Raw genomic sequence first — 24,131 nt, 5'->3', positions numbered from 1 at the left:
AGGCTGAACCTGCTGAAAGAGGTGCGGGATAGACGGTGAGCAAAGAGAGCACAGGAGAGTGCGGCCGATCCCTCGGCCGCATAGAAAGTCAGAAACCTGACTGCACGCGCCTTACAACCTTACTGGCGAGATATTCCAGATCTCATCAGCGTACTCCTGAATCGTACGGTCCGACGAGAAGTAGCCCATTCCGGCGATGTTTTTAGCCGCGCGGCGTTGCCACTCATCCGGTTTACGGTAGAGCGCATCCACTTTATCCTGGGTATCCACATAGCTGCGATAATCCGCCAGCAACTGGTAGTGATCGCCGAAGTTGACCAGTGAATCGAACAGATTGCGGTAGCGGCCCGGATCCTGCGGACTGAACAGACCGGAAGCAATCTGAGTCAGCACCTGATGCAGCTCTTCATCCTTTTCATAATAGTCACGCGGGTTATAGCCCCCTTTACGCAGGGCTTCGACCTGCGGCGTGGTATTACCGAAAATGAAGATGTTCTCTTCACCGACGTGATCCAGCATTTCAACGTTGGCCCCATCCAGCGTACCGATGGTCAGCGCGCCATTCAGCGCAAACTTCATATTACTGGTGCCGGACGCCTCTGTCCCTGCGGTAGAGATCTGCTCAGAGAGATCGGCCGCCGGAATAATGATCTGCGCCAGGCTCACGCTGTAGTTCGGGATGAAGACCACCTTCAGTTTGTTCTTCACCTGCGGATCGTTGTTGATCACATTGGCGACATCGTTGATCAGATGAATGATGTGCTTGGCAACGTAATAGGCCGACGCCGCTTTACCGGCAAAGATATTGACGCGTGGCACCCAATCCGCCTGCGGATCGGCCTTGATACGGTTGTATCGGGTGATCACATGCAGCACGTTGAGCAGCTGGCGTTTGTACTCGTGAATGCGCTTGATCTGCACATCAAACAGCGCGTTCGGGTCGAGCACCACGTCCAGATTCTTCGCCACCCAGTCGGCCAGCCGACGCTTGTTCTGATACTTGGCGACCGCCACTTTTTCAATAAACGCCGGATAGTCGATCTGCGCCTTCAGCTCGCCCAGCTGGCTGAGATCGGTGCGCCAGTTGCGGCCAATCTCCTCATCCAGCACCTCTGACAGCGCCGGGTTCGCCAGCGCCAGCCAGCGGCGCGGAGTGACGCCATTGGTTTTGTTACAGAAGCGGCCAGGGAACAGGCGGGAGAAATCGGCAAACAGCGACTGTACCATCAGGTTGGAGTGCAGCTCCGAAACGCCGTTTACTTTGTGGCTGACCACCACCGCCAGCCAGCCCATGCGTATCCGGCGGCCATCGTTTTCATCGATGATCGAAATGCGCGACAGCAGATCCAGGTCATCGGGATAGTGATCCTGAATGGTCTTAAGGAAGAAGTCGTTAATTTCAAAAATAATGCTGAGGTGACGCGGCAGGATCTTGCCGATCATATCGACCGGCCAGGTTTCCAGCGCTTCGGTCATCAGCGTATGGTTGGTGTAGGAGAAGACCTGACAGCAGACGTCAAAAGCGTTGTCCCAGCTGAATTTATGATCGTCGATCAGCAGGCGCATCAGTTCGGGGATCGCCAGCACCGGATGGGTATCATTCAGGTGAATAGCGATTTTATCCGCCAGGTTATCCCAGGTCTGATGCATCCGCCAGTGACGATTCAGAATGTCCTGCACCGTCGCGGAGACCAGGAAATATTCCTGACGCAGGCGCAGTTCACGGCCTGAGTAGGTCGAGTCATCCGGATAGAGCACGCGCGACACGTTCTCGGAGTGGTTTTTATCTTCCACCGCCGCAAAGTAGTCGCCCTGGTTGAACTTGCCGAGGTTGATTTCGTTGCTGGCCTGCGCGCCCCACAGCCGTAAGGTGTTGGTAGCGTCGGTGTCAAAGCCCGGAATGATCTGGTCATAGGCCATCGCCAGGATCTCTTCGGTCTCCAGCCAGCGCACTTTCGCGCCTTCGTGCTGGACGCGGCCACCAAAGCGCACTTTGTAACGGGTATTGAAACGCTGGAATTCCCACGGATTACCATATTCAAGCCAGTAATCCGGCGACTCTTTCTGCTCACCTTCCACAATGTTCTGTTTGAACATGCCGTAGTCATACCGGATGCCATACCCACGGCCCGGCATGCCCAGCGTCGCCAGCGAGTCGAGGAAACAAGCCGCCAGGCGACCCAGACCGCCGTTGCCCAGCCCCGGATCGTTCTCCTCTTCCATCAGCTCGGCCAGATCAAGACCCATCTCATCCAGCGCCTGGTTGAGATCGTCATAAATCCCCATCGCCAGCAGCGCATTGCCCAGCGTGCGGCCCATCAGGAACTCCATCGACAGGTAATAGACCTGCCGGACATCCTGAGAAAGCTGAGCACGGCTGGAACGCAGCCAGCGCTCCACCATCCGGTCGCGCACCGCCAGCAGCGAGGCGTTAAGCCACTCATGCTTATTGGCGATAGAGGGATCTTTGCCGATGGTAAACATCAATTTATAGGCAATCGAATGCTTTAAGGCATCAACCGTCAACGTTGGTGAGGCGTAAGTGAAAGGTGCATTCATATCCAGTTTTCCCAATCCGTTACATCAAACGTTGGTAGAGATCACGGTAGGCTTGTGCTGCCACCTGCCAGCTAAAGTCCATCGCCATTGCCTGGCGCTGAACATAGCGCCAGAGCGAAGGACGGGACCACAACACAAACGCGCGCCGGATAGCCCGAAGCAGTGACCAGGCGTTGGCATCTTCAAAACTGAATCCACTGGCGATGCCGTCGGCCAGATTCTCCAGTGAGCTGTCATTCACGGTATCGGCCAGCCCGCCGGTGCGGCGCACTAACGGCAACGTACCATACTTGAGGCCATAAAGTTGTGTCAGACCGCAGGGCTCAAAGCGACTCGGCACCACAATCACGTCCGCGCCGCCGACAATGCGGTGTGAGAACGCTTCGTGATAGCCGATCTGCACGCCAACGCTGCCCGGATGCTCTGCCGCCGCCGCCAGGAAGCCCTGCTGCAGTTCAGCATCGCCCTGGCCCAGCAGCACCAGTTGACCGCCCTGCGCCAGCAAGCCGGGCAGCGCCTCCAGCACCAGGTCCAGCCCTTTCTGTTTGGTCAGACGGCTGATCACGCAGAACACCGGCGCTTTATCATCCACCTTCAGCCCCATCGCCACCTGCAGCTGACGTTTGTTCTCCGCTTTCGCTTCCAGCGTGTCGCGGTTATAACGCGCGCTGAGCAGCAGATCGTGCGCCGGATCCCAGATAGAGGGATCAACGCCGTTGAGAATGCCGCTAAGACGGCCTTCACGCATCCGCTGTGCCAGCAGGGTTTCCATGCCGTAAGCATATTCCGCAGAAGTAATTTCATGGGCGTAAGTCGGGCTGACCGCCGTGATATGGTCGGCGTAAAAAAGTCCCGCTTTCAGGAAGGAGATCTGACCGAAGAACTCCAGTCCATGCATGTTAAAGAACGACCATGGCAGGCCAATCTCTTCCATGTGGTGCGCCATGAACAGCCCCTGATACGCTAGGTTGTGCACGGTGAAGACCGATTTAGCCGGACGACCACGCGCTTCCAGATAGGCGCAGGTCAGGCCTGCGTGCCAGTCATGGGCATGCACAATATCGGGACGCCACATCGCGTCCATGCCGCACGCCAGTTCACAGCCGACCCAACCCAGCAGCGCAAAGCGCAGATAGTTGTCGACATACGCAAACTGCGATTCGTCATGGTAGGGACTACCCGGACGATCGTAGAGGCCGGGAGCATCAATCAAGTAGATGCCCACACCGTTAAATTCACCAAATAGCAGACGTACATGACCGGCAAATGTTTCTCGCTCTGTCACGACCTGGAGATCAGGTATGCCTTTGCGCAATGCGGGAAAAGCGGGCAGTAGTACCCGCGTATCCGTGCCGCCCGCAATTTGTGCCTGAGGTAATGCCCCGACTACATCAGCCAGTCCGCCCGTTTTTAGCAGCGGGAAAAGTTCCGAACAGACATGTAAAACCTGCATCCTCGACCTCATTAAGTTATCCGACACGCTCCGCGTGCCGATTGCGTAAGTTTCGCTTATCGCTTACAGCCCCGCTTTGGCCAGCCTGGCCAGCATGGCGCGGGTTACCAGTACGATGCCTTCATCCGAACGGTGAAACCGGCGACTGTCTTCATCCGGGTTTTCGCCAATGACCATGCCTTCCGGTAACTCGCAGGCACGATCAATGACGCAGCGACGCAGACGACACGATCGGCCCACTACCACATCAGGCAGCAGTACAGTTGAATCTATATTGCAAAAAGAGTTAACGCGTACCCGCGGGAACAGCACCGAATTGACCACCACTGAACCGGAGATGATGCAGCCCCCCGAGACCAGCGAGTTCATAGTCATCCCGTGACTGCCGGAACGATCCTGAACAAATTTGGCAGGCGGCAGCGGCTCCATGTGGGTACGAATCGGCCAGGTGACGTCATACATATCGAGTTCAGGCATCACCGATGCCAGGTCGAGATTGGCGCGCCAGTAGGCTTCCAGCGTCCCGACGTCGCGCCAGTAAGGCGGCGCATTGTCATCGTTCTGTACGCAGGAGAGCGCGAAGGAGTGCGCATAGCCTTCGCCGCTTGCCACGATTTTCGGCAGGATATCTTTGCCGAAGTCGTGGTTAGAGCCTGGCGTCTGCAGATCCTCTTCCAGCAGTTCATAGAGATAGTCTGCATTGAAAACGTAGATCCCCATGCTGGCGAGCGCCTGGGTGTCATCACCCGGCATGGTGGGCGGTTTCGCGGGTTTCTCCACGAAATCGATCACCATGTTCTCTTCGTCCACCGCCATCACGCCAAACGCCGTGGCTTCATGCACCGGCACCGGTAAACAGGCGATGGTACATTTCGCCTCGTTGACCACGTGATCCAGCAGCATGCGTGAGTAATCCATCTTATAAATGTGGTCCCCGGCGAGGATCACGATGTACTGCGCCTGATAGCGGCGAATCACATCAAGGTTTTGCGTCACGGCATCGGCCGTCCCGCGATACCACTGTTCGGTCGAAAATCGCTGCTGCGCTGGCAGCAAATCGACAAACTCATTCATCTCTTCATTGAAGATCGACCAGCCACGCTGGATGTGCTGAGTCAGGGTATGAGACTGATACTGAGTAATCACGCCAATCCGTCGGATACCGGAGTTGACGCAGTTGGAGAGGGCAAAGTCGATAATGCGGAACTTGCCGCCGAAATGCACCGCCGGTTTGGCACGTTTGGCCGTTAAATCGACCAGGCGCGTGCCGCGTCCGCCGGCGAGGATCAGAGCAACCGTCTGTGTAGGGAGCTGGCGGGCCAGCATCAGGTGATCTGTTCTATCTAACTTAACCATGTCTGACTCCTTATGATTGCTTTTGGAACACGCACACACCGTGTGCGGGACCATGCCAGACAGTTAGCAGGATGGGGTTGTCGTCCCCGGCGAAAGGAGGAAGGGCGCGCCATTCTCCGTCTGGTAACACGATGTCATTCACCGTATCCGTGGCGTTTATTGTTATTAACCAGCGGCCGGACAGCAGGATCTGCAATCTGTGCATCCCCTGTGCCCATTCATCGTGTTGCAGTGGCTGGCCACCGGCATTGAGCCACTGCACATTGCCGTCACCGTCCTGCCACCAGCGATCTGCGGTCAGCGCCGGAATGCGCTGGCGCAGCTCGATCAGTGCAGCGGTGAATCCGACTAATCCCTTCTCATCCGCCTGCCAGTCAAGCCAGCTCAGGGCGTTGTCCTGACAGTAGGCGTTGTTATTGCCGCGCTGGGTGTGGCCGCGCTCATCGCCTGCCAGCAGCATCGGCGTGCCCTGTGACAGCAGCAGCGTCGTCAGCAGTGCCCGCACGCTGCGACGGCGACGTTCAATCACGTCGAAGCTGACGTTCAGCCCCTCTTTGCCGTGGTTGTGGCTGTAGTTATCGCCGTGACCATCACGGTTATCTTCCCCGTTCGCTTCGTTGTGTTTACGTTCGAAGCTCACCACATCCCACAGCGTAAAGCCGTCGTGGGCGGTGATCAGGTTAACCGTGGCGTGTGGCGACCGGTCATCATGCTGGTAGAGATCGCTGGAGGCGGCAAAGCGACGGACGAACTCGCCGTTGCTTATGTCGCCGTGCAGCCAGTAACGTCGCGCGGTGTCGCGAAACTGATCGTTCCATTCGGCAAACGGCGGCGGAAAACGACCAACCTGATAGCCGTCAGGGCCGATATCCCAGGGTTCAGCAATCAGCTTGACCTGAGAGAGCAGCGGACAGGCGCGTATCGCCTCAAAAAATGGCGCATCACGCTGGTAATCCGGTGTGCGGCCCAGCACCGGCGCGAGGTCAAAGCGGAAGCCGTCGACGTGGCAGACCCGCACCCAGTAGCGCAGCGCCTCTAAAGCCCACGTCATCACCTGCGGATGATGAATATTCAGCGTGTTGCCGCAGCCGGTCCAGTTCTGATAATCGCCCTGCTCATCGAGCCAGTAGTAGCTGGCGTTGTCGATGCCGCGCATAGAGAGCGTCGGGCCAATCTCATCCAGTTCAGCGGTGTGGTTGAACACCACATCCAGCAGCACTTCGATACCCGCGGCGTGCAGGTTTTTGACCGCCTGCTGAAACTCCTGCAACGGCGTCACGCCCGGCTGACCGGAGGCGTAACGGGGATCCACCGCCCAGAGCGCAAAGGGGTTATAGCCCCAGTAGTTGCTGAGGCCGAGCTGCAGCAGTCGCGGCTCGCTGGCGAAGTGCGCCACCGGCAGCAGCTCAAGGGTGGTAATCCCCAGACTGCGCAGGTAATTCACCATAACAGGATGACCGAGCGCCGCGTAAGTCCCGCGCAGCGTTTCCGGAATTTCCGGATGCTGCTGCGTCAGGCCGCGCACGTGGGCTTCGTAAATCACCGTGTTACCCCAGGGAATACCCGGTGCGACGTCGTCCTGCCAGTCAAAATCCTCCGCGACTACCCGTGACTTCGGCGCAATCGCCGCGTTGTCATGCGGATCGGGCTGCGCCTCGCCGCCATGAAACAGCGGGTCATCCGGTACATCGCCCTCAACCGCGCGGGCGCAGGGATCAACCAGCAGCTTCGCCGGATTAAAACGGTGTCCCTGCTGCGGTGCCCAGGGACCATGCACCCGGTAGCCGTAGCGCTGTCCCGGTTTTAACGCCGGAACATAACCATGCCAGATATCCCCGCTGCGGCCAGGCAGGTCAAGACGCTGTTCTGCGCCCTGCTCATCAAACAGGCAGAGCTCTACGCGCCCGGCATGCTGTGAGAACAGGGTGAAGTTAACGCCTTTGCCATCGTAACTGGCACCCAGCGGTTCGGGATCTCCGGCAGTGATGGTCATTCAGCCTCCCGCACCAGCCATACCGTTGCCAGCGGCGGCAGATTGAGACTCAGCGACTGCGGTCGCCCGTGGCTCTCCTGCTCATCGGTATGCACCCGATGGTTGCGCACGTCGCTGCCGTGATACTCATGCTGATCGGTATTCAGCACTTCACGCCAGTAGCCAGGCTGGTTAACGCCAAAGCGATAGCCCGGACGCGGCACCGGCGTAAAGTTACTGACCACGATCACTTCGTTGCCTTCACGGTCACGACGGACAAAGGCGAAGACGGAGTGTTCCGCATCGTTTACCACCAGCCACTCAAAGCCTGCCGGATCGAAGTCGAGCTGATGCAGCGGCGTGTAGTACTGATAGGTGTGGTTGAGATCGCGCACCAGACGGTGAACGCCGTGGTGCCAGTTGTCGTCCCCTTCCAGCAGATGCCAGTCAAGGCTGACGTCGTGGTTCCACTCGCGACCCTGGGCAAATTCATTGCCCATAAACAGCAGTTTCTTGCCGGGGAAGCCCCACATCCAGCCGTAGTAAGCACGCAGGTTGGCGAACTTCTGCCATGCATCGCCCGGCATACGATCGAGAATCGAGCGCTTACCGTGCACCACTTCGTCATGCGACAGCGGCAGCACAAAGTTTTCGGTGTAGTTGTACATCATGCCGAAGCTCATCAGATCGTGATGGTGCTTACGGTAGATGGGATCGACCTTCATGTAGTCGAGTGTGTCGTGCATCCAGCCCAGATTCCATTTGAACCAGAAACCCAGCCCGCCGTCTTCGGTGGGACGCGTCACGCCAGGATAGTCTGTCGACTCTTCGGCCATGGTCACCGAACCGGATGCCACGGTGCCGAGCGTACGGTTGGTGTGACGCAGAAACTCAATCGCTTCCAGGTTCTCACGGCCGCCATACTGATTCGGCACCCATTCCCCTTCGCTGCGGCTGTAGTCGCGGTAGATCATCGACGCCACCGCATCCACACGCAGGCCATCAATGCCAAAGCGCTCCGTCCAGTAGAGCGCGTTGCCCGACAGGTAGTTGCTCACTTCCCGGCGACCAAAGTTGTAGATCAGGGTATTCCAGTCCTGGTGAAAGCCTTCACGCGGGTCGCTGTGCTCATAGAGCTCGGTGCCGTCGTATCTTGCCAGACCGAAATCGTCGCTGGGGAAGTGGCCCGGCACCCAGTCGAGCAGCACGTTGAGGCCCGCTTCATGGGCGGCGTCAATGAAGGCGCGGAACTCGTCACGGGTACCAAAACGTCGGGTCGGCGCATACATGCCCAGCGGCTGATAGCCCCAGCTGCCATCAAACGGATGTTCGTTGATCGGCAGCAGTTCGATATGGGTAAAGCCCATCTCTTTGACGTAGGGCACCAGCTGTTCAGCCAGCTCTTTGTAGCTCAGCCAGAAGTTGTTGTCGGTGTGACGACGCCAGGAGCCCAGATGCACTTCATAGATGGAGATCGGCGCGTCAAAGGCGTTGGCCGCCTTGCGCTCTGCTTTCATCTCAACCGGCTCTGGCAGACCACAGATCATCGACGCAGTTTGCGGACGCATCTGCGCCTCAAACGCGTACGGGTCCGCTTTGATGCGCAGTTCGCCATTGGCGTCGATGATTTCATACTTGTAGAGCTGGCCGTTGACCGCGCCCGGTACAAACAGCTCCCAGATGCCCAGTTCCTGACGCAGACGCATCGGATGACGGCGGCCATCCCAGAAGTTGAAATCGCCAACCACTGACACGCGACGGGCGTTGGGTGCCCAGACGCAGAAGCGGGTGCCGAAGACGCCATCGATGACGTCGCCGTGCGCGCCCAGCGTCTCATAAGGGCGCAGGTGTGTCCCTTCCGCCAGCAGCCACAGATCCATCTCCTGCAGCAGCGGGCCAAAGCGATAGGCATCGTCTATCAGGTTTTGCTGGCCGTGCCAGTTCACCGCCAGCTGATAGCGGAACGGGTTTTTGCGGCGTGGAATAACGCCACTGAAAAAGCCACGTGCATCTTCACACACCAGCTGAGCCAGTTTGCGCCCGGTGGAGGTTTCAATGACCCACACTTCAAGCGCTTCGGGGAGCAATGCCCTGACTTCAAGGCCTTGCTGAGTTCGGTGCATCCCTAGTAACGAAAAAGGGTCGGCATAATTACCCGCAAACAGGGCATTGATCGCATCGCGATCGGGAAGCTCTGACATGACTTTCTTCCTGTGATAATTGGCAGCCGAAATGAACGCGACACAGCCTGTCGCGGTTCACCTGCGCTGCTCTTCATTGAGCCATACGTACAACGACAAAGAAGTCAGGCCATTCCGTGGGAAAAGTGTTTTTGCCGTGTACCACAACCATTTAATCCGGAAAGCACAAGAGTTACCTGTGGCACATCATGGTTAAATCATAGCTTGGTCACGGCACTTGCCATGGACTAAAGCAAAATAATCTTTACCGACCGGCAAAAAAGGGAAGTTGATCACTGAGTAAGCGAAACGGCAGATTGTTTCGTGTACGACAAAAACAAAAAAGGCCGGATAAATCCGGCCTTTGGCGATGTTTTCTGTTTAGCTGGTTAACAACCGCAGCATGCGACGTAGCGGTTCGGCTGCGCCCCATAACAGCTGGTCGCCCACCGTGAAGGCGGAGAGATATTCCGGCCCCATATTCAGTTTACGCAACCGGCCAACCGGCGTGGTCAGCGTACCGGTGACAGCGGCAGGCGTCAGTTCACGCATCGTCAGTTCGCGGTCATTCGGCACCACTTTGACCCACTCATTATGAGAGGCCAGCAGCTGCTCAATTTCAGCCAGCGGCAGGTCGCGTTTCAGCTTCAGCGTAAAGGCCTGGCTGTGGCAGCGCAGTGCCCCGACGCGCACGCACAATCCATCCACCGGAATGACGTTACGGGTGGCGAGGATCTTGTTGGTTTCCGCCTGGCCTTTCCACTCTTCTCGGCTCTGACCGTTTTCCAGCTGTTTGTCGATCCACGGGATCAGGCTGCCCGCCAGCGGCACGCCGAAGTTATCGGTCGGCAGGGTGCCGGAACGGGTGAAGTCGGTCACGCTACGCTCGATGTCGAGGATGGCGGAGGCCGGGTTCTGCAGCGCTGGCGCAACGTGATCGTGCAGCATGCCCATCTGGGTCAGCAGTTCACGCATGTGGCGCGCGCCGCCGCCAGAGGCCGCCTGATAGGTGGCAACCGAAGCCCACTCCACCAGGTCCTGAGCAAACAGGCCGCCCAGAGACATCAGCATCAGGCTGACGGTACAGTTACCGCCGACAAAGGTTTTGATCCCACTGTCGATACCCTGGCGAATCACCGCATGGTTGACCGGATCGAGGATGATGATGGCATCATCTTTCATGCGCAGCGTGGAGGCCGCATCAATCCAGTATCCCTGCCAGCCGCTGGCGCGCAGCTTTGGATAGACTTCACTGGTGTAGTCGCCACCCTGGCAGGTAATAATGATATCAAGCGCCTGAAGCGCCTCAATATCAAACGCATCCTGCAGTATGCCCTGCTGTTTGCCCGCAAATGTGGGTGCCGCCTGACCATGCTGCGACGTCGAGAAGAAGACCGGATTGATTGCATCAAAATCACGCTCTTCACTCATGCGGGACATCAGCACGGAGCCGACCATACCGCGCCAACCAACAAAACCTACATTCTTCATGTCGTGTCCGTCTAAGGCAGTTACACCTGCTTTTCATTTCAGAGGAGAGAGCGGCGTGCTATTTTCACGCCGCTCTGCGTAATAATAAGATTTACCTGTGTCCCTTCACTCTACAAAATGCAGGCCGGGTAGCAAGTGAATTAATTCGATTACGCTAACTTTTTCAGCAGCGTAACTAATAACTCCGCTTTTTCGTGAACAACATGGCGTAAAACCGATGACTGAAATGATTTCAGCGACAATATTATTGTTGTTAATTATGGATCCGCTGGGCAATCTGCCGATTTTTATGTCGGTTTTAAAGCATCTGGAGCCGAAACGGCGGCGAGTGGTGCTGATCCGTGAAATGTTGATTGCTCTGATCATCATGCTGCTGTTCCTGTTTACCGGTGAACGCATCCTGGCATTTTTGAATCTGCGTACTGAAACGGTGTCGATTTCCGGCGGGATCATCCTGTTTCTTATCGCCATTAAGATGATTTTCCCGTCGGCGGAAAGCAGCAGTTCTGGTTTACCGGCGGGTGAAGAGCCCTTCCTGGTGCCACTGGCGATCCCACTGGTAGCCGGGCCATCGCTGCTGGCGACGCTGATGCTGCTGTCGCATCAATATCCGCATCAGATGTCGCACCTGGTCGGCGCGCTGCTGATCGCCTGGGGCGTGACGGTGGGTATTCTGCTGATGTCAGGTCTGTTCCTGCGGCTGCTGGGCGACAAAGGCGTGAATGCGCTGGAGCGGCTGATGGGATTAATACTGATTATGCTGGCAACTCAGATGTTCCTGGACGGCATTCGGGCTTATCTGAAGCTGTAGGAGAGTGTCTGCGCTTCCCATGAAGCCAGGGAAGCGCAGAACCGACATGATTAAGAGAGTAGTGTGAAGGCGATCATTCCGACCACCGCACCAACGGTACCGAGAATGGTTTCCATCAGTGTCCAGGTCTTCAGCGTTTCCGCTTCGCTGGCCCCGGTGAAGCGACCAAACAGCCAGAACCCAGCATCGTTCACATGGCTGATAATGATTGAGCCACCGCCGATGCAGATCGACAGCGCCGCCAGCTGAGCGCCGCTGTAGTGCAGCGGTTCAATCACCGGCATGATTAAGCCTACCGTAGTCAGACAGGCGACCGTCGCCGATCCCTGAATCACCCGCACCGCACCTGACAGGATAAAGCAGGCCAGCGCAATCGGCAGTCCTGCGCCGGTCAGCGCATTGCCCAGCACCGGACCCACGCCGGAGTCTACCAGCACCTGCTTAAACACGCCGCCCGCGCCAATCACCAGCAGGATAATACCGGCCGGTTGCAGCGCGCTGCCACACACCTGCATTACCCGCTCTTTATCCATACCCTGACGGTAAGCCAGGCCATAAATCGCCACCAGCAGCGCCAGCAGGATTGCGGTGAAAGGATGGCCGATAAATTCCAGCCACTCATACAGGGTGGTGCCTTCGGTCGTGAAGCGTGCGCCGATGGTTTTCAGGCCAACCAGCACCAGCGGAAACAGAATCAGTGAGAGGCTGAAGCCAAACGACGGCAGCTTGCTCTCATCGACATCCGGTTGATGATCTTCCGGCGGCGCGCTGAACGAGACGTGGTTGCCAATGAAGTTGCCAAACATTGGCCCGGCAATCAGCATGCCCGGGATCGCCGCACAGAGACCCAGCAGGATCATCCAGCCAAAGTCTGCGTGCATCTGCGAGGCCAGCAGCATCGGGGCCGGTCCGGGCAGCAGAAACGCCGCCGCTGCGGCCACACCGGCAAACAGCGGGATCACCAGCTTCACCAGATTGCCGCCGGTACGCCGTGCCACCGCAAAAGCGATGCTGATCAACAGCACGACTGCCACCTCAAAAAAGAGCGGCAGCGCGCAGATCAGACCGGCAATGCCCATCGCGTAATGGGCACGGCTCTGACCAAAGGTTTTCAGCATCCGGATGGCGATCTGATCAACTGCGCCGGTTTCATGCAGGATTTTGCCGAACATCGCGCCCAGCGCGACCACAATCGCGAGGAAGCCGAGCGTGCCGCCCATCCCCTTCTGCATGGTTTCAGCGATTTGATTCAGTGGCATGCCGGAGAACAGCCCGGCACCGATGGACACTAACATCAATGCGACGAAGGCGTGCATACGGGCCTTCATCACCAGGAAAAGCAGCAGCAGGACGGAGCCCGCTGCGGTCAAAACGAGTGTTGCGGTATTCATCTCTAACCCTGGCTGATAGCGTCCTGGATAGTCGCAACCGTAGCCGCCACCACATCGTCCAGTGAATGCGCGATATCCACCACCAGTACATCCGGCTCGTCCCGCCCTGGCTCTTCCAGCGTCGCAAACTGCGTCACCAGCATCTGCGGCTTGAAGAAGTGGCCTTTACGCGCTTTCAGGCGAGCTTCGATGGTGTCGAAGTCGCCCTTCAGGTAGACGAAACGCAGATTGTCATTTCCCTGACGCAGGATGTCGCGATAACTTTTCTTCAGGGCTGAACAGACAATGATGGAAATCGCCTGGGTGCGCTGCATGGCAAACGCGGCGTCGTTCAGTGCCTGTAACCATGGCTGGCGATCGTTGTCATCCAGCGGATGACCATCGGCCATCTTCAGGATGTTGGCGCGGGGGTGGAGAAAATCACCGTCAAGAAAGGCTGTATTCAGCTGGTGAGAGACCTGATTGGCGACGGCAGACTTTCCGCTGCCTGAAACGCCCATCAGGATAAAAACGTGATGCGACGGGGATTGCGTTGTCATTTTTCTGCTCCGGCAGGTGAGAATTTGCCAATGTTACCGATAACAATGTCGTTTCTCATTCTCCTGGCCGCTTAACAGCCTGGCAACCTTTTTACCAGGAAATGCATGAAAGTGTGAGCTGACTCATAAAAACGCCACAATCAGATGCTGCCACCTTCACTGATCTCAAAACCGACATCCAGCGGCTGGCAGGTGCTGGTTTCTCCGGCAATGCGCGCCAGCAGCAGCGCCGCGGCTTCGCGTCCCATGCGGTCGCGTGGCGTCAGCACTGTCGCCAGTTGTGGCGTGACAACCTGACTGATGTCATGGCCGTGGAAACCGGCTATCGCCATCTGAGAGGGCACCTGCAATCCCTGGCGCTGGCACTCAAACATCGCGCCGACCGCCAGATCGTCATTGGTACAGAACAGGCTATCTGTTTCGGGGTAAAGGCGCTGCGCCTCACGCAGCAGATCACAACCGGCGCTGAATGAAGAGGCATCTTCCATCATCACACTGCGTGGCGTCAGCCCCGCTTCGCGCATCGCGATTTCGTAACCGCGCTGCTTCTGCAGCGTACGTTCATCCAGGCGTGCGCCAAGGTAGACGGTATGGCGATGACCTTTGCTGAGGATCGCCTGCGTCATCTGCCGGGCCGCTTCAACGTTATCAAAGCCTACCGCCATATCCAGGCAGGGCGTGACGCTGTCCATCACCTCAATCACCGGGATACCGGCCACTTCCAGCATGCGCAGCGTGCCTGGTGTATGGGTGCGTTCGGTGAGGATAACCCCATCAATGTTCCAGCCCAGCAGCGAGCGCAGTTGCAGCTCCTCTTTTTGCGGGTTGTAACCAAAGTGGGCGACCAGCGTCTGATAGTTGGCTTCGTCAGTGACGGCTTCGATGCCGCGCAATACGTCAGCAAAAACCTGGTTTGTGAGTGACGGCAGCAGTACGCCAATGGCGCGGCTGGTGGCGTTAGAAAGCATATCGGGGGCGCGATTGGGGATATAACCCAGCTCATCCAGTGCCACCGCGATCTTATCCCGCAGGGCAACGGAGACCTGCTCTGGATTACGCAGGTAACGGCTGACGGTCATTTTAGTAATGCCGACGCGATCGGCAACGTCCTGTAATACCGGTCTTTTCTTCTTCATCGTAGCGCCTGGGATCGCCCTTAAAGCTAAAGTACGATGAGTCTATCACTTTTCTGTCACAAAATTGCCAACCGGGCGCGACGATGCGCGCCCGTTATCTGCTTAGACCGGTGGCAGATCAAACAGCAGGACTTCTGCAGCCGAGCTGGCTTCAATGGTCAGCGCGCTTTCGTCCCAGATAGCCAGGGCGTCGCTGGTGGTGATCGCGTTGCCGTTAACGGTAACATCACCTTTCACCACCTGAATCCAGATACGACGTCCCGCATCAATCGAGACATTGTCCTGTTCGCCAGCAGCCATTACCCAGCGCGATAAGGTCATGTCCTGAAAGACTTTCAGCGACCCTTCACGGGCATCCGGGCTTAACACCAGCTGACGTCCCTGCACATCCGGGAAGCGGCGCTGATCGTAGCGTGGTTCGATACCGGTACGCTCAGGAATGATCCAGATCTGATAAAGGTGCAGCGGCTCGCTTTCGCTGGCGTTGTACTCAGAGTGACGTACGCCGGTGCCGGCGCTCATAATCTGAAACTCCCCTGCCGGGATCTGCTCTTTGTTGCCCATGCTGTCCTGATGCTCAACCGTACCGGAGAGCACGTAGGTCAGGATTTCCATATCTTTGTGAGGATGGGTACCAAACCCCTGGCCGCCATCAATCACATCTTCATTGATGACCCGCAGCGCGGAGAAACCCATAAAGTTCGCATCGTGATAACTGGCGAAAGAGAAAGTGTGCCAGCTATCCAGCCAGCCATGGTTTGCGTGACCGCGTTCTTCAGCTTTGCGTACATAAATCATGTTCAAATCTCCTCAATGTTTTTTATAGTCTGTCCCTGAGGGGGTCTGATTGATAGCTGAAAAACTTCACGCCTCTGTTCAAAATAGTTGAATGAGCATTGAGCAGTGGCTGAAAAGCACTGAAGAAGGGCAGGCAAAAAAAAAGCCAGCGGATAAGCTGGCTAAATAATACTGGAAGCAATGTGAGCAATGTCGTGCTTTCTCAGGCTGTCGGGCGACCTCCCGAGAATGCATGACAATAATAATCATTATCATTCGCGTCTGTAAAGTCATTTTCACATTTTTTACGCTGATTAACGCGGTGAATACCTTGATGTTTAAAGGGTTTTAATGGGCTAAAGGAGAAACCATGAGTGAAATAGTTGTCCGCCACGTCACGCCTGAAGATGCTGCTGCGCTGCACAGGATCTACGGTCAGCCAGATACCCAGGCCAGCACACTCCATTTGCCCCACTCATCACTCCAGATGTGGCATACCCGTCTCGCGACGTCTCAGCCCCATGCGCATCTGCTGGTGGCCTGTATCGATGATGTCGTCGTCGGTCAGTGTGCGCTGCATGTGGAAGAGCGCGCCAGACGCCGTCATGTCGCCTCACTGGGTATGGGCGTGGATGAACGCTATCGTCAGCGTGGCGTCGGAACCGCACTCATGCGTGAAATGGTCGCGTTGTGCGACAACTGGCTACAGGTGAGCCGAATGGAACTGACAGTGTTCGTCGATAATGGCCCGGCTATCGCCCTTTATCAGCGTTTCGGTTTTGAGATTGAGGGAACGGCTAAAGGCTTCGCAATGCGGCACGGTGAACTGATCGACGCGCATTATATGGCGCGGGTTAAAGCCTGACGTGTGTGAAAAAGGGCACTTTTCATTGCCCTCCAGACCGATGACAAACCCAAAAGTTAACTAACCTGGCAGCAACTTATTAGCCTAACGCGCAGGGAACACGGGCAAAAGAGGAAAGCGTCCCGCGCCAGGGACAAAAACGCCGGGAGCGTTTTTGAACAACGCAAAGCGTTGGCCCGGCTACGGGCGCACCTCAGGGATGAGGTGCGTAATAGCGCGGGCCGAGCAGTCAGGGATGACGCTTTTGCGTCTTTCCGATCTGACCGTGTTCCCTGAGCAGGCTCGATCTCACAGCCACTCAACCCCGTCCTGGCTATCAGATATCAATAACCCGCACTCAAATCATCGATGCTGCGCGGATCGGAAGCGCCATAGAGCATGCCATCCGGCCCGATCATGATGCTCTGCGTACTGCCCATCGACGGAAGTACCTTCACATGCTGGCCTTTGGTTTCCAGCAGACGCAGCGTATCGGGGCTGAAGCCCTTCTCCACCCGCAGCTGATCCGGCAGCCACTGATGATGGAAGCGCGGCGCATTAGTGGCTTCCGCCACGTTCATCCCGAAATCGATGCTGTTAACCACCATCTGCAACACCGTGGTGATAATGCGGCTGCCGCCAGGACTGCCGGTCACCAGCCATGTTTTGCCCTCTTTGGCGACGATGGTCGGCGACATCGATGACAACGGACGTTTCGCCGGTTGCACCGCATTCGCTTCCCCGCCGACCAGTCCATAGACATTGGGCGTGCCGGGCTTGGCTGAGAAGTCATCCATCTCGTTATTCATCAGGATGCCGCTGTTGCCCGCCACAATTCCGCTGCCGAAATAGGTGTTAAGCGTATAAGTCACCGCGACCGCATTCCCCTGCTTATCCACCACCGAGAAATGGGTAGTCTGATTGCTTTCATAAGGTTCGAGCTTGCCCGGTTTGATCTCGCTGGAGGGCCGCGCCTTCGCCACATCGATCTGCTGCGCCAGGGTTTTGGCATAGGCTTTACTGGTCAGCGCCTGCCACGGCACCTTCACGAAATCGGGATCGCCGAGATATTCCGAACGGTCCGCGTAGGCATATTTCTCCGCTTCTGCCATCACCTGCATGGCATCAGCACTGCCAAAGCCCATCTTCGCCAGATCGAAATTCTCCAGGATATTCAGAATCTGCACGATGTGGATGCCACCGGATGACGGCGGCGGCATTGAGAAGACTTCATAGCCACGGTATGTCCCGCTAATGGGCTTACGCTCGACCGCACGATAGGCCGCCAGGTCAGCTTTGTTGATCAGCCCGCCATGCTGCGCCATCTCTCCGGCGATCTCATCCGCAATTTCACCTTTGTAAAAGGCATCCGGCCCCTGACGGGCAATCAGTTGCAGGCTGTGAGCCAGGTTTTTCTGCACCAGCCGATCGCCCTTCTGCCACGGCGTACCGTCCGGTTTGTAGAAGATCGCTTTGCTGTTGGGATGGTTGATCAGCACTTCTTTGCCGTAGGTCTTCAGGTCATCTGCCAGCGCGTCGTTGACCGGAATACCGTCACGCGCCAGTTTGATCGCCGGTGCCAGCAGCGTGCTCAGCGGCAGAGTGCCATATTTCTGCGCAGCCAGCGCCAGTCCGGCCACGGTGCCCGGTGTGCCCGAGGCGAGATGTGATGTCAGCGACAGCTTGCTGTCGGCGTTGCCCTGCTTATCCAGGAACATGTCACGCGACGCGTGTCCCGGGGCCATCTCACGGAAATCGATAGCCGTGGCGCGGCCAGAGGCAGTGCGCAGCAGCATAAAACCACCGCCGCCGAGATTGCCCGCCTGCGGATGGGTCACGGCCAGCGCAAAGCCTACCGCCACCGCGGCATCCACCGCATTACCGCCCTGACGCAGGATCTCGACGCCAACCTGCGTCGCCATCGCATCCACTGACGCTACCATGCCGTGCTGCGCTTTTACCGGGTGAAAAGTGTCACTGTCCACACCGTAGGAGACCGGAGGAGCCTGCGTTGGCGCGGCGTTAGCGCCTGCCACTACGGTGAAACTCATCACCAGCGACCAGCTAAGCTGACGCACTGTTTGCTGCATTTTCATCCTGCCACCATCCCATATTGTTATTTACATTTTTTTATCATTTCTGCAAGTGCCTACAAATACAGCAAAATAACCGGGGTTAAGTCAAATCAGGAATAGATCGGAAAGTAAGGTCTGTGATATCGGGTAAACTTATGGCTACGACCCTGATATCGGTGTACGCCGGTGTGCACCCAAAACCCTGTCGCTTTAAGGAAGGAGGAGTGATGAAAAAGTGGATGATTATTCTGGCCGCTCTGCTGCCTTTCGCCAGTCAGGCGAACACGCTGAACAGCACTAACGATCCGAATAAACCTGGCTATAACCCCAGCCAGCAGCGGATGCAGTCGCAGATGCAGACCCAGCAGCAACAGCAACAGCTGAAGCTGCGCCAGGATCAGCAGCGTCAGACGCAGGACACGCAGCGTAAAATGCAGGAGCAGCGGAACAGCGCCCAGCAGCGGGTGATTACCACGCAGCCGGGCCAGCAGAATCAGAATCAGAATCTAAACCAGAACTAATGAAAATCGGGGCCGATGATGTCGATGGCATCAGTACAGATGGCATCGACGCCCCATTTCAGCAATTCCCGCGCCCGATCCGGGCTGTTCACGGTATAAACCAGAATCTTCAGGCCTGCGGCTTTCAGTTCGGTGACCCGCTCAGCGGTCAGCACCTTATGATTAAGGTGAATTGAGACGCACGCCAGCGCAGCTGTTTTCTCCTGCCACTGCGGGTCCCAGCTGTGCGACAGCAGGCCACGCGGCAACTGCGGCTCTGCCTTCATCGCGGCTTCCAGCGCCTCAAAAGAGAACGAAGAGAGCAACGGTGCGACCTGATCCTGCCACAGTATCGCGGCAGCCTGTGCCACGGCGCGTCCGGTTTCAGCATCGCTGCCGGTGGTCGGTTTGATTTCGATGTTCGCCATCATCTGATGCTGACGGCAGCGTGCCGCCACCTGATCGAGCCGCGCCAGCTTTTCACCGGTAAACGCGTTGCCAAACCAGCTGCCCGCATCAAGCTGCGACAGCTTCTCCCACGGCAGCTGACCCGCCACGCCCCAGCCGTTGCTGGTGCGATCGAGCGTGTCGTCATGCAGCAGGAAGATCTGCGCATCGGCCGATAATTTGGCATCAAATTCAATCATCTGATGACCATATTTCGCGCCGGTGTCGATCGCCGCCAGCGTATTTTCCGGTGCCAGTTTACCGCCGCCGCGATGGGCGACGATGCGGGGATAGGGCCAGTGTTGTGTGCTCATTCCAGACGCTTTCCATGGGTTGAATCGAAGAAGTGTAACGCATCTGACGGCAGATGCAGCCACAGCGTACTGCCTGGCTGCGGGCGTTCACTGTGGGCTAAGCGTACCACCAGTGGCGTGTCACCGATGCGGCCATGTGCCAGATTATCAGCCCCCAGCATCTCCAGCGTATCGACCCGCAGCGGCACGCCGCCCTGCTCGCGGCTACTGAGCTGGATGTGCTCTGGCCGGATACCCAGCACCACCGGCCGGTTAGCCCATTTCGCTTTACTGTCGCTGAGCGGCAGAGCGTGCGAGGCGTCGAGGTCAAAGCGTGATCCATCGCTGCTGAACTGCCCTTTCAGTAAATTCATGGCGGGCGCGCCAATAAACGAGGCAACGAACTGGCTGGCGGGACGCTCATACACCTCGACCGGCGTGCCGAGCTGCTCGACCACCCCTTTGTTCATCACCATCACCCGCTGCGCCAGCGTCATCGCCTCCACCTGATCGTGGGTGACATAGAGGCTGGTGGTCTGTAAGCGGCGATGCAGCTGCTGCAGTTCCAGCCGCATCTGCACCCGCAGACGGGCATCAAGGTTGGAGAGCGGCTCATCAAACAGAAAAACTGCCGGTTCACGCACGATCGCGCGGCCCATCGCCACGCGCTGGCGCTGTCCGCCGGAGAGTTCGCGAGGCCGACGCATCAGCAGATGATCCAGCTCCAGACTGCGCGCCGCGTCGAGCACCCGCTGGCGGACCTGCTCTTTGCCCATGCCACGGATTTTCAGGCCATAGGCCATGTTCTCTTCCACTGACATATGGGGATAGAGCGCGTAGTTCTGGAACACCATTGCAATCCCGCGATCTTTTGGCTCTTCCTGAGTAACGCGCCGGTCGTCGATATAGATATCGCCGGAGCTGACGCGCTCCAGTCCGGCCACCATGCGCAGCAGGGTCGATTTACCGCAGCCGGATGGCCCGACCATCACCATAAATTCGCCGTCATTGATGGTGACATTCAGCGGCTGGATGATCTGATTTTTGCCATCGTAGGATTTGGTTACTGCCTGAAGGGTTACGCCTGCCATCTTATTTCTCACTCTCAACCAGACCGCGCACAAAGGCACGCTGCATGACTAACACCACCACCAATGGTGGGATCAGGGTTAATAACATTGCCGCCATCACTTCATTCCACTGGGTCGGCGATCCGCTGGAGGAGATCATGCTTTTAATCCCCGCCACCGCCGTGCCGAGGCTGGCGTCATTGATGATCAGCAGCGGCCAGAGGTACTGGTTCCAGCCGTAAATAAAGGTGATCACAAACAGCGCCGCCAGATTGGTTTTCGACAGCGGCAGAACAATGTCGATAAAGAAGCGCATCGCGCTGGCCCCGTCGATGCGTGCCGCCTCCACCAGCTCATCCGGCAGCGACATAAAGAACTGGCGGAACAGGAAGGTGGCTGTCGCTGAGGCCATCAGCGGCAGGGTTAATCCGCTGTAGCTGTCGAGCAGGTTGAGATCGGCAATCACCTGTACTGTCGGGAAGATACGCACCTCTACCGGCAGCATCAGGGTGATGAAGATCAGCCAGAAAAAGAGCGTGCGCAGCGGAAAGCGAAACCAGACCAGCGCAAACGCCGACAGCATCGACACCGTGATTTTGCCGAAGGTGATGCCCAGCGCCATGATCATGCTGTTGAGCAGCATCAGGCCAAACGCCGGCCCGTTGCCGTTGACGCCATGCGTCCAGATGCGCGAGATGTTCTCCCACAGGTGCGTGCCGGGCACCAGCGTCATCGGCACCTGATAGACCGCTTCGTTATCCAGCGTCGCCGCCACAAAGGCAACATAGAGCGGAAACAGGATGGTGAGCACGCCCAGCACCAGCACGATGTGGCTGAAGAGATCCAGCCCGCGTCGATTCTCAATCATTGGTATTGCACCTTACGTTCAACAAAGCGGAACTGGAGCACCGTCAGCCCGATGACCAGCAGCATCAGCACCACCGACTGCGCAGCGGACGAGGAGAGATCCAGACCGGTAAAGCCTTCGCGATAGATTTTGTAGATCAGCGTGGTGGTCGCCTGCACCGGCCCGCCGCCGGTGGCGGCATCGATCACCGGGAAGGTATCGAAGAAGGCGTAGATCAGATTCACCACCAGCAGGAAGAAGCTGACCGGCGTAATCAGCGGCAGCGAGAGGTTGAAGAAGCGACGCACCGGTCCGGCACCGTCAATGGCGGCGGCTTCCACCAGCGATTTGGGGATCGATTGCAGCGCAGCGAAGAAGAACAGGAAGTTGTAGCTCATCTGCTGCCAGATTGATGCCAGCACAATCAGGAACATCGCCTGACCGCTGTTTTGCGCATAGTTCCAGTTGTAGCCGATGTGGTTCAGCAGATAGCTGAACAGGCCCAGGCCCGGATTAAACAGGAACATCCACAGTACCGCGGCCACGACAGGCGCAACGGCGTAGGGCAGAAGCAACAGCGTCTGATAGAGACGGCGCAGCCGCACCACATAATCCACCAGCGCCGCCAGCAGCAGCGAAAAGACCATGCCGAACACCGTGACCATGCCGCTGAATTTTATGGTGGTCCAGAACGAATCCAGATAGTAAGGATCGGCAAACAGGCGTCTGAAATTTTCCAGCCCGACAAAGCTGCTGGAGATGCCAAAGGGATCGAGGCTTTGCAGCGAGTACCACAGCGCTTCACCGGCAGGCCAGAGAAAGAAGATGGCGGTAATCAGCAGTTGCGGCAGCACCAGAAGATAGGGCAACAGGCTGGTGCGAAAGACCGGACGAGATGAAGACATGGTGTACCTGGCGTCAGAGAGAGGGGCCAGCCTGAGCTGGCCCGCAAGGAGAGATTACTTCACCTGCTGCTGGAAGCGGCGCAGCAACTCGTTACCGCGTTTCACTGCGTTATCCATCGCGTTCTGCGGCGACTGCTTGCCGGTCCAGACGCTTTCCAGCTCTTCGTCGATCACGGTACGAATCTGCGGCATGTTGCCCAGACGCATGCCTTTGGTAAACGGCAGTGGCGGCTTGTTCATCATCTGACGGGTAGCGATATCCGCGCCCGGATTCTTATCGTAGAAGCCCTGCTGTTTAGTCAGCTCGTAGGCGGCGGTGGTAATCGGCAGATAGCCGGTTTTCTGGTGCCATTCCGCGGCGATTTCCGGTTTAGCGAGGAACTGCATAAACTCAGCCACGCCTTTGTAGGTTGTCGCATCTTTGCCTTTCATCACCCACAGGCTGGCACCGCCGATCAGGGCGTTCTGCGGCGCATTCGGCACGGTCTCGTCATACGGCATCATGCCAACACCGAAGTTGAATTTGGCGTAATGACGGATATCAGCCAGCGATCCGGATGAGGCAGTGGTGATGCCGCAGTCGCCGTTGTAGAACTTGGCGGTGGACTCATCTTTGCGGCCAAAGTAGGTGAAGTCCCCTTTCTTGTTCATCGCTTCCAGCAGCTCGATATGACGAACCAGTACAGGTTTGTTGAACTCCAGCACCGCATCAAGTCCGTCAAATCCGTTGTTTTTAGTCGCTACCGGCAGAGCGTGCCAGGCGCTGAAGTTTTCAATCTGGATCCAGCCCTGCCAGCCGCTGGCGTAGCCACAGCTCATGCCCGATTTGCGCAGGGCAGCGGCATCCATCGCCAGCTCCTGCCAGGTTTTCGGTGGTTGATCCGGGTTCAGACCCGCTTTTTTAAAGGCATCTTTGTTGTAGTAGAGCACTGGCGTCGAGCTATTGAACGGCTGAGAGATCAGCTGACCTTTGCTGTCGCTGTAGTAGCCCGCCACCGTTGGCACGAACTGCTTTTCATCAAAGGGGATACCGGCGTCTTTGAAGACCTGATGCACCGGCACAATCGCCTGCGAGGCCATCATGGTCGCCGTACCGACTTCATAAACCTGCAGCACCGCAGGGGCTTTGCCGCTGCGCACTGCCGCAATCCCTGCCGCCAGGCTCTGCTCGTAGTTACCTTTGTAGGTCGGAACAATTTTGTAATCGGGATGCGTCTGGTTAAAACGCTGTGCCAGCGAATCCACTTCTTTGCCTAGCTCGCCTTCCATAGAGTGCCAGAAAGGGATCTCAGTGGCAGCCATGGCATGGCTGCTGAGCGTCAGACCGAGCAGCACGCTCATCAGGCTACGACGAAAGGTAACGACGGACATAGAATTTTCCTGTGCAGGTAAATACGCGTGAAATCACGGATTTCTGTTTCGCGAAGTAACATGACACGGGGAAATGAAGGATTAATAACAGAAAGATGACAGCCGGGTGACAGA

At 57.2% G+C, this 24,131-nt stretch carries 19 protein-coding genes; 3 read left to right on the top strand and 16 right to left on the bottom strand.

Going from position 1 to position 24,131, the window contains the following annotated elements:
* Positions 1 to 111: 111 nt before the first annotated feature.
* The 6 genes from glgP to asd form a co-directional block, all read right to left on the bottom strand.
* Positions 112 to 2,559, bottom strand: a complete 2,448-nt coding sequence (glgP, locus tag AFL22_RS03120) for a glycogen phosphorylase (protein ID WP_010253240.1) — start codon at positions 2,557 to 2,559, stop codon at positions 112 to 114.
* A gap of 19 nt (positions 2,560 to 2,578) precedes the next feature.
* Positions 2,579 to 4,012 carry a glycogen synthase GlgA gene (glgA, locus tag AFL22_RS03115; RefSeq protein ID WP_010253243.1) on the bottom strand — a complete coding sequence of 478 codons (1,434 nt, stop codon included), beginning with the start codon at positions 4,010 to 4,012 and terminating at the stop codon, positions 2,579 to 2,581.
* A gap of 63 nt (positions 4,013 to 4,075) precedes the next feature.
* Complete coding sequence (gene glgC, locus AFL22_RS03110; protein ID WP_010253246.1) at positions 4,076 to 5,368, bottom strand: glucose-1-phosphate adenylyltransferase; 1,293 nt, start codon at positions 5,366 to 5,368, stop codon at positions 4,076 to 4,078.
* 10 nt (positions 5,369 to 5,378) lie between these two features.
* Positions 5,379 to 7,361 carry a glycogen debranching protein GlgX gene (gene glgX / locus AFL22_RS03105; RefSeq protein WP_052270775.1) on the bottom strand — a complete coding sequence of 661 codons (1,983 nt, stop codon included), beginning with the start codon at positions 7,359 to 7,361 and terminating at the stop codon, positions 5,379 to 5,381.
* Positions 7,358 to 9,541 carry a 1,4-alpha-glucan branching enzyme gene (gene glgB, locus AFL22_RS03100; protein WP_033780976.1) on the bottom strand — a complete coding sequence of 728 codons (2,184 nt, stop codon included), beginning with the start codon at positions 9,539 to 9,541 and terminating at the stop codon, positions 7,358 to 7,360. Before glgB ends, glgX begins: the two co-directional genes overlap by 4 nt.
* Positions 9,542 to 9,901: 360 nt before the next feature.
* The gene (asd, locus tag AFL22_RS03095) at positions 9,902 to 11,011 is read right to left on the bottom strand and encodes an aspartate-semialdehyde dehydrogenase (protein WP_052270774.1); all 1,110 of its coding nucleotides are present in this window, start codon (positions 11,009 to 11,011) and stop codon (positions 9,902 to 9,904) included.
* 217 nt (positions 11,012 to 11,228) lie between these two features.
* Here asd and AFL22_RS03090 point away from each other — a divergent pair, with 217 nt between their 5' ends.
* A complete protein-coding gene (locus AFL22_RS03090; RefSeq protein WP_003853054.1) occupies positions 11,229 to 11,822 on the top strand; it encodes a YhgN family NAAT transporter in 594 nt (197 codons plus the stop codon).
* Between the two features lie 50 nt (positions 11,823 to 11,872).
* On the opposite strand, the gene gntU is transcribed toward AFL22_RS03090, so the two are convergent.
* From gntU to AFL22_RS03070, 4 genes are all read right to left on the bottom strand, one after another.
* A complete protein-coding gene (gene gntU / locus AFL22_RS03085; protein WP_052270773.1) occupies positions 11,873 to 13,213 on the bottom strand; it encodes a gluconate transporter in 1,341 nt (446 codons plus the stop codon).
* 2 nt (positions 13,214 to 13,215) lie between these two features.
* Entirely contained in the window at positions 13,216 to 13,752 is a 537-nt protein-coding gene (gntK, locus tag AFL22_RS03080; RefSeq protein ID WP_022624019.1) for a gluconokinase, read from the bottom strand.
* Between the two features lie 140 nt (positions 13,753 to 13,892).
* On the bottom strand, positions 13,893 to 14,888 hold the full coding sequence (gntR, locus tag AFL22_RS03075; RefSeq protein ID WP_010253274.1) for a gluconate operon transcriptional repressor GntR: 996 nt from the start codon (positions 14,886 to 14,888) through the stop codon (positions 13,893 to 13,895).
* Positions 14,889 to 14,990: 102 nt separating this feature from the next.
* On the bottom strand, positions 14,991 to 15,686 hold the full coding sequence (locus tag AFL22_RS03070) for a pirin family protein (RefSeq protein ID WP_052270772.1): 696 nt from the start codon (positions 15,684 to 15,686) through the stop codon (positions 14,991 to 14,993).
* A 349-nt stretch (positions 15,687 to 16,035) separates the two neighbouring features.
* Here AFL22_RS03070 and AFL22_RS03065 point away from each other — a divergent pair, with 349 nt between their 5' ends.
* A complete protein-coding gene (locus AFL22_RS03065) occupies positions 16,036 to 16,530 on the top strand; it encodes a GNAT family N-acetyltransferase (protein ID WP_052270771.1) in 495 nt (164 codons plus the stop codon).
* Positions 16,531 to 16,853: 323 nt separating this feature from the next.
* Here the strand turns inward: AFL22_RS03065 and ggt are convergent, their stop codons facing one another.
* Positions 16,854 to 18,605, bottom strand: coding sequence for a gamma-glutamyltransferase (gene ggt / locus AFL22_RS03060; protein ID WP_052270770.1), 1,752 nt, complete (start codon positions 18,603 to 18,605; stop codon positions 16,854 to 16,856).
* A gap of 206 nt (positions 18,606 to 18,811) precedes the next feature.
* Between ggt and AFL22_RS03055 the strand changes: the two genes are divergently transcribed.
* The gene (locus tag AFL22_RS03055; RefSeq protein WP_010253283.1) at positions 18,812 to 19,105 is read left to right on the top strand and encodes a DUF2756 domain-containing protein; all 294 of its coding nucleotides are present in this window, start codon (positions 18,812 to 18,814) and stop codon (positions 19,103 to 19,105) included.
* On the opposite strand, the gene ugpQ is transcribed toward AFL22_RS03055, so the two are convergent.
* Genes ugpQ through ugpB form a run of 5 tightly spaced genes read right to left on the bottom strand, consistent with a single transcriptional unit; the run spans position 19,102 to position 24,017 of the window.
* Entirely contained in the window at positions 19,102 to 19,845 is a 744-nt protein-coding gene (gene ugpQ / locus AFL22_RS03050; protein WP_052270769.1) for a glycerophosphodiester phosphodiesterase, read from the bottom strand. The two genes, AFL22_RS03055 and ugpQ, sit on opposite strands and share 4 nt — an antisense overlap.
* A complete protein-coding gene (locus AFL22_RS03045) occupies positions 19,842 to 20,915 on the bottom strand; it encodes a sn-glycerol-3-phosphate import ATP-binding protein UgpC (RefSeq protein ID WP_052270768.1) in 1,074 nt (357 codons plus the stop codon). Before AFL22_RS03045 ends, ugpQ begins: the two co-directional genes overlap by 4 nt.
* A gap of 1 nt (position 20,916) precedes the next feature.
* Positions 20,917 to 21,762 (bottom strand): sn-glycerol-3-phosphate ABC transporter permease UgpE, encoded by an 846-nt coding sequence (gene ugpE / locus AFL22_RS03040; RefSeq protein ID WP_010671530.1) that lies wholly within the window; start codon positions 21,760 to 21,762, stop codon positions 20,917 to 20,919.
* Positions 21,759 to 22,646, bottom strand: coding sequence for a sn-glycerol-3-phosphate ABC transporter permease UgpA (gene ugpA / locus AFL22_RS03035; RefSeq protein ID WP_010253295.1), 888 nt, complete (start codon positions 22,644 to 22,646; stop codon positions 21,759 to 21,761). Before ugpA ends, ugpE begins: the two co-directional genes overlap by 4 nt.
* A 54-nt stretch (positions 22,647 to 22,700) precedes the next feature.
* On the bottom strand, positions 22,701 to 24,017 hold the full coding sequence (gene ugpB, locus AFL22_RS03030; protein ID WP_045139548.1) for a sn-glycerol-3-phosphate ABC transporter substrate-binding protein UgpB: 1,317 nt from the start codon (positions 24,015 to 24,017) through the stop codon (positions 22,701 to 22,703).
* Positions 24,018 to 24,131: the final 114 nt, after the last annotated feature.

Origin of the sequence: Pantoea sp. CFSAN033090 (assembly GCF_001264395.1) — a bacterium.
Lineage (GTDB): Bacteria > Pseudomonadota > Gammaproteobacteria > Enterobacterales > Enterobacteriaceae > Pantoea > Pantoea agglomerans.
This window is presented reverse-complemented; position numbering and strand designations above follow the sequence as displayed.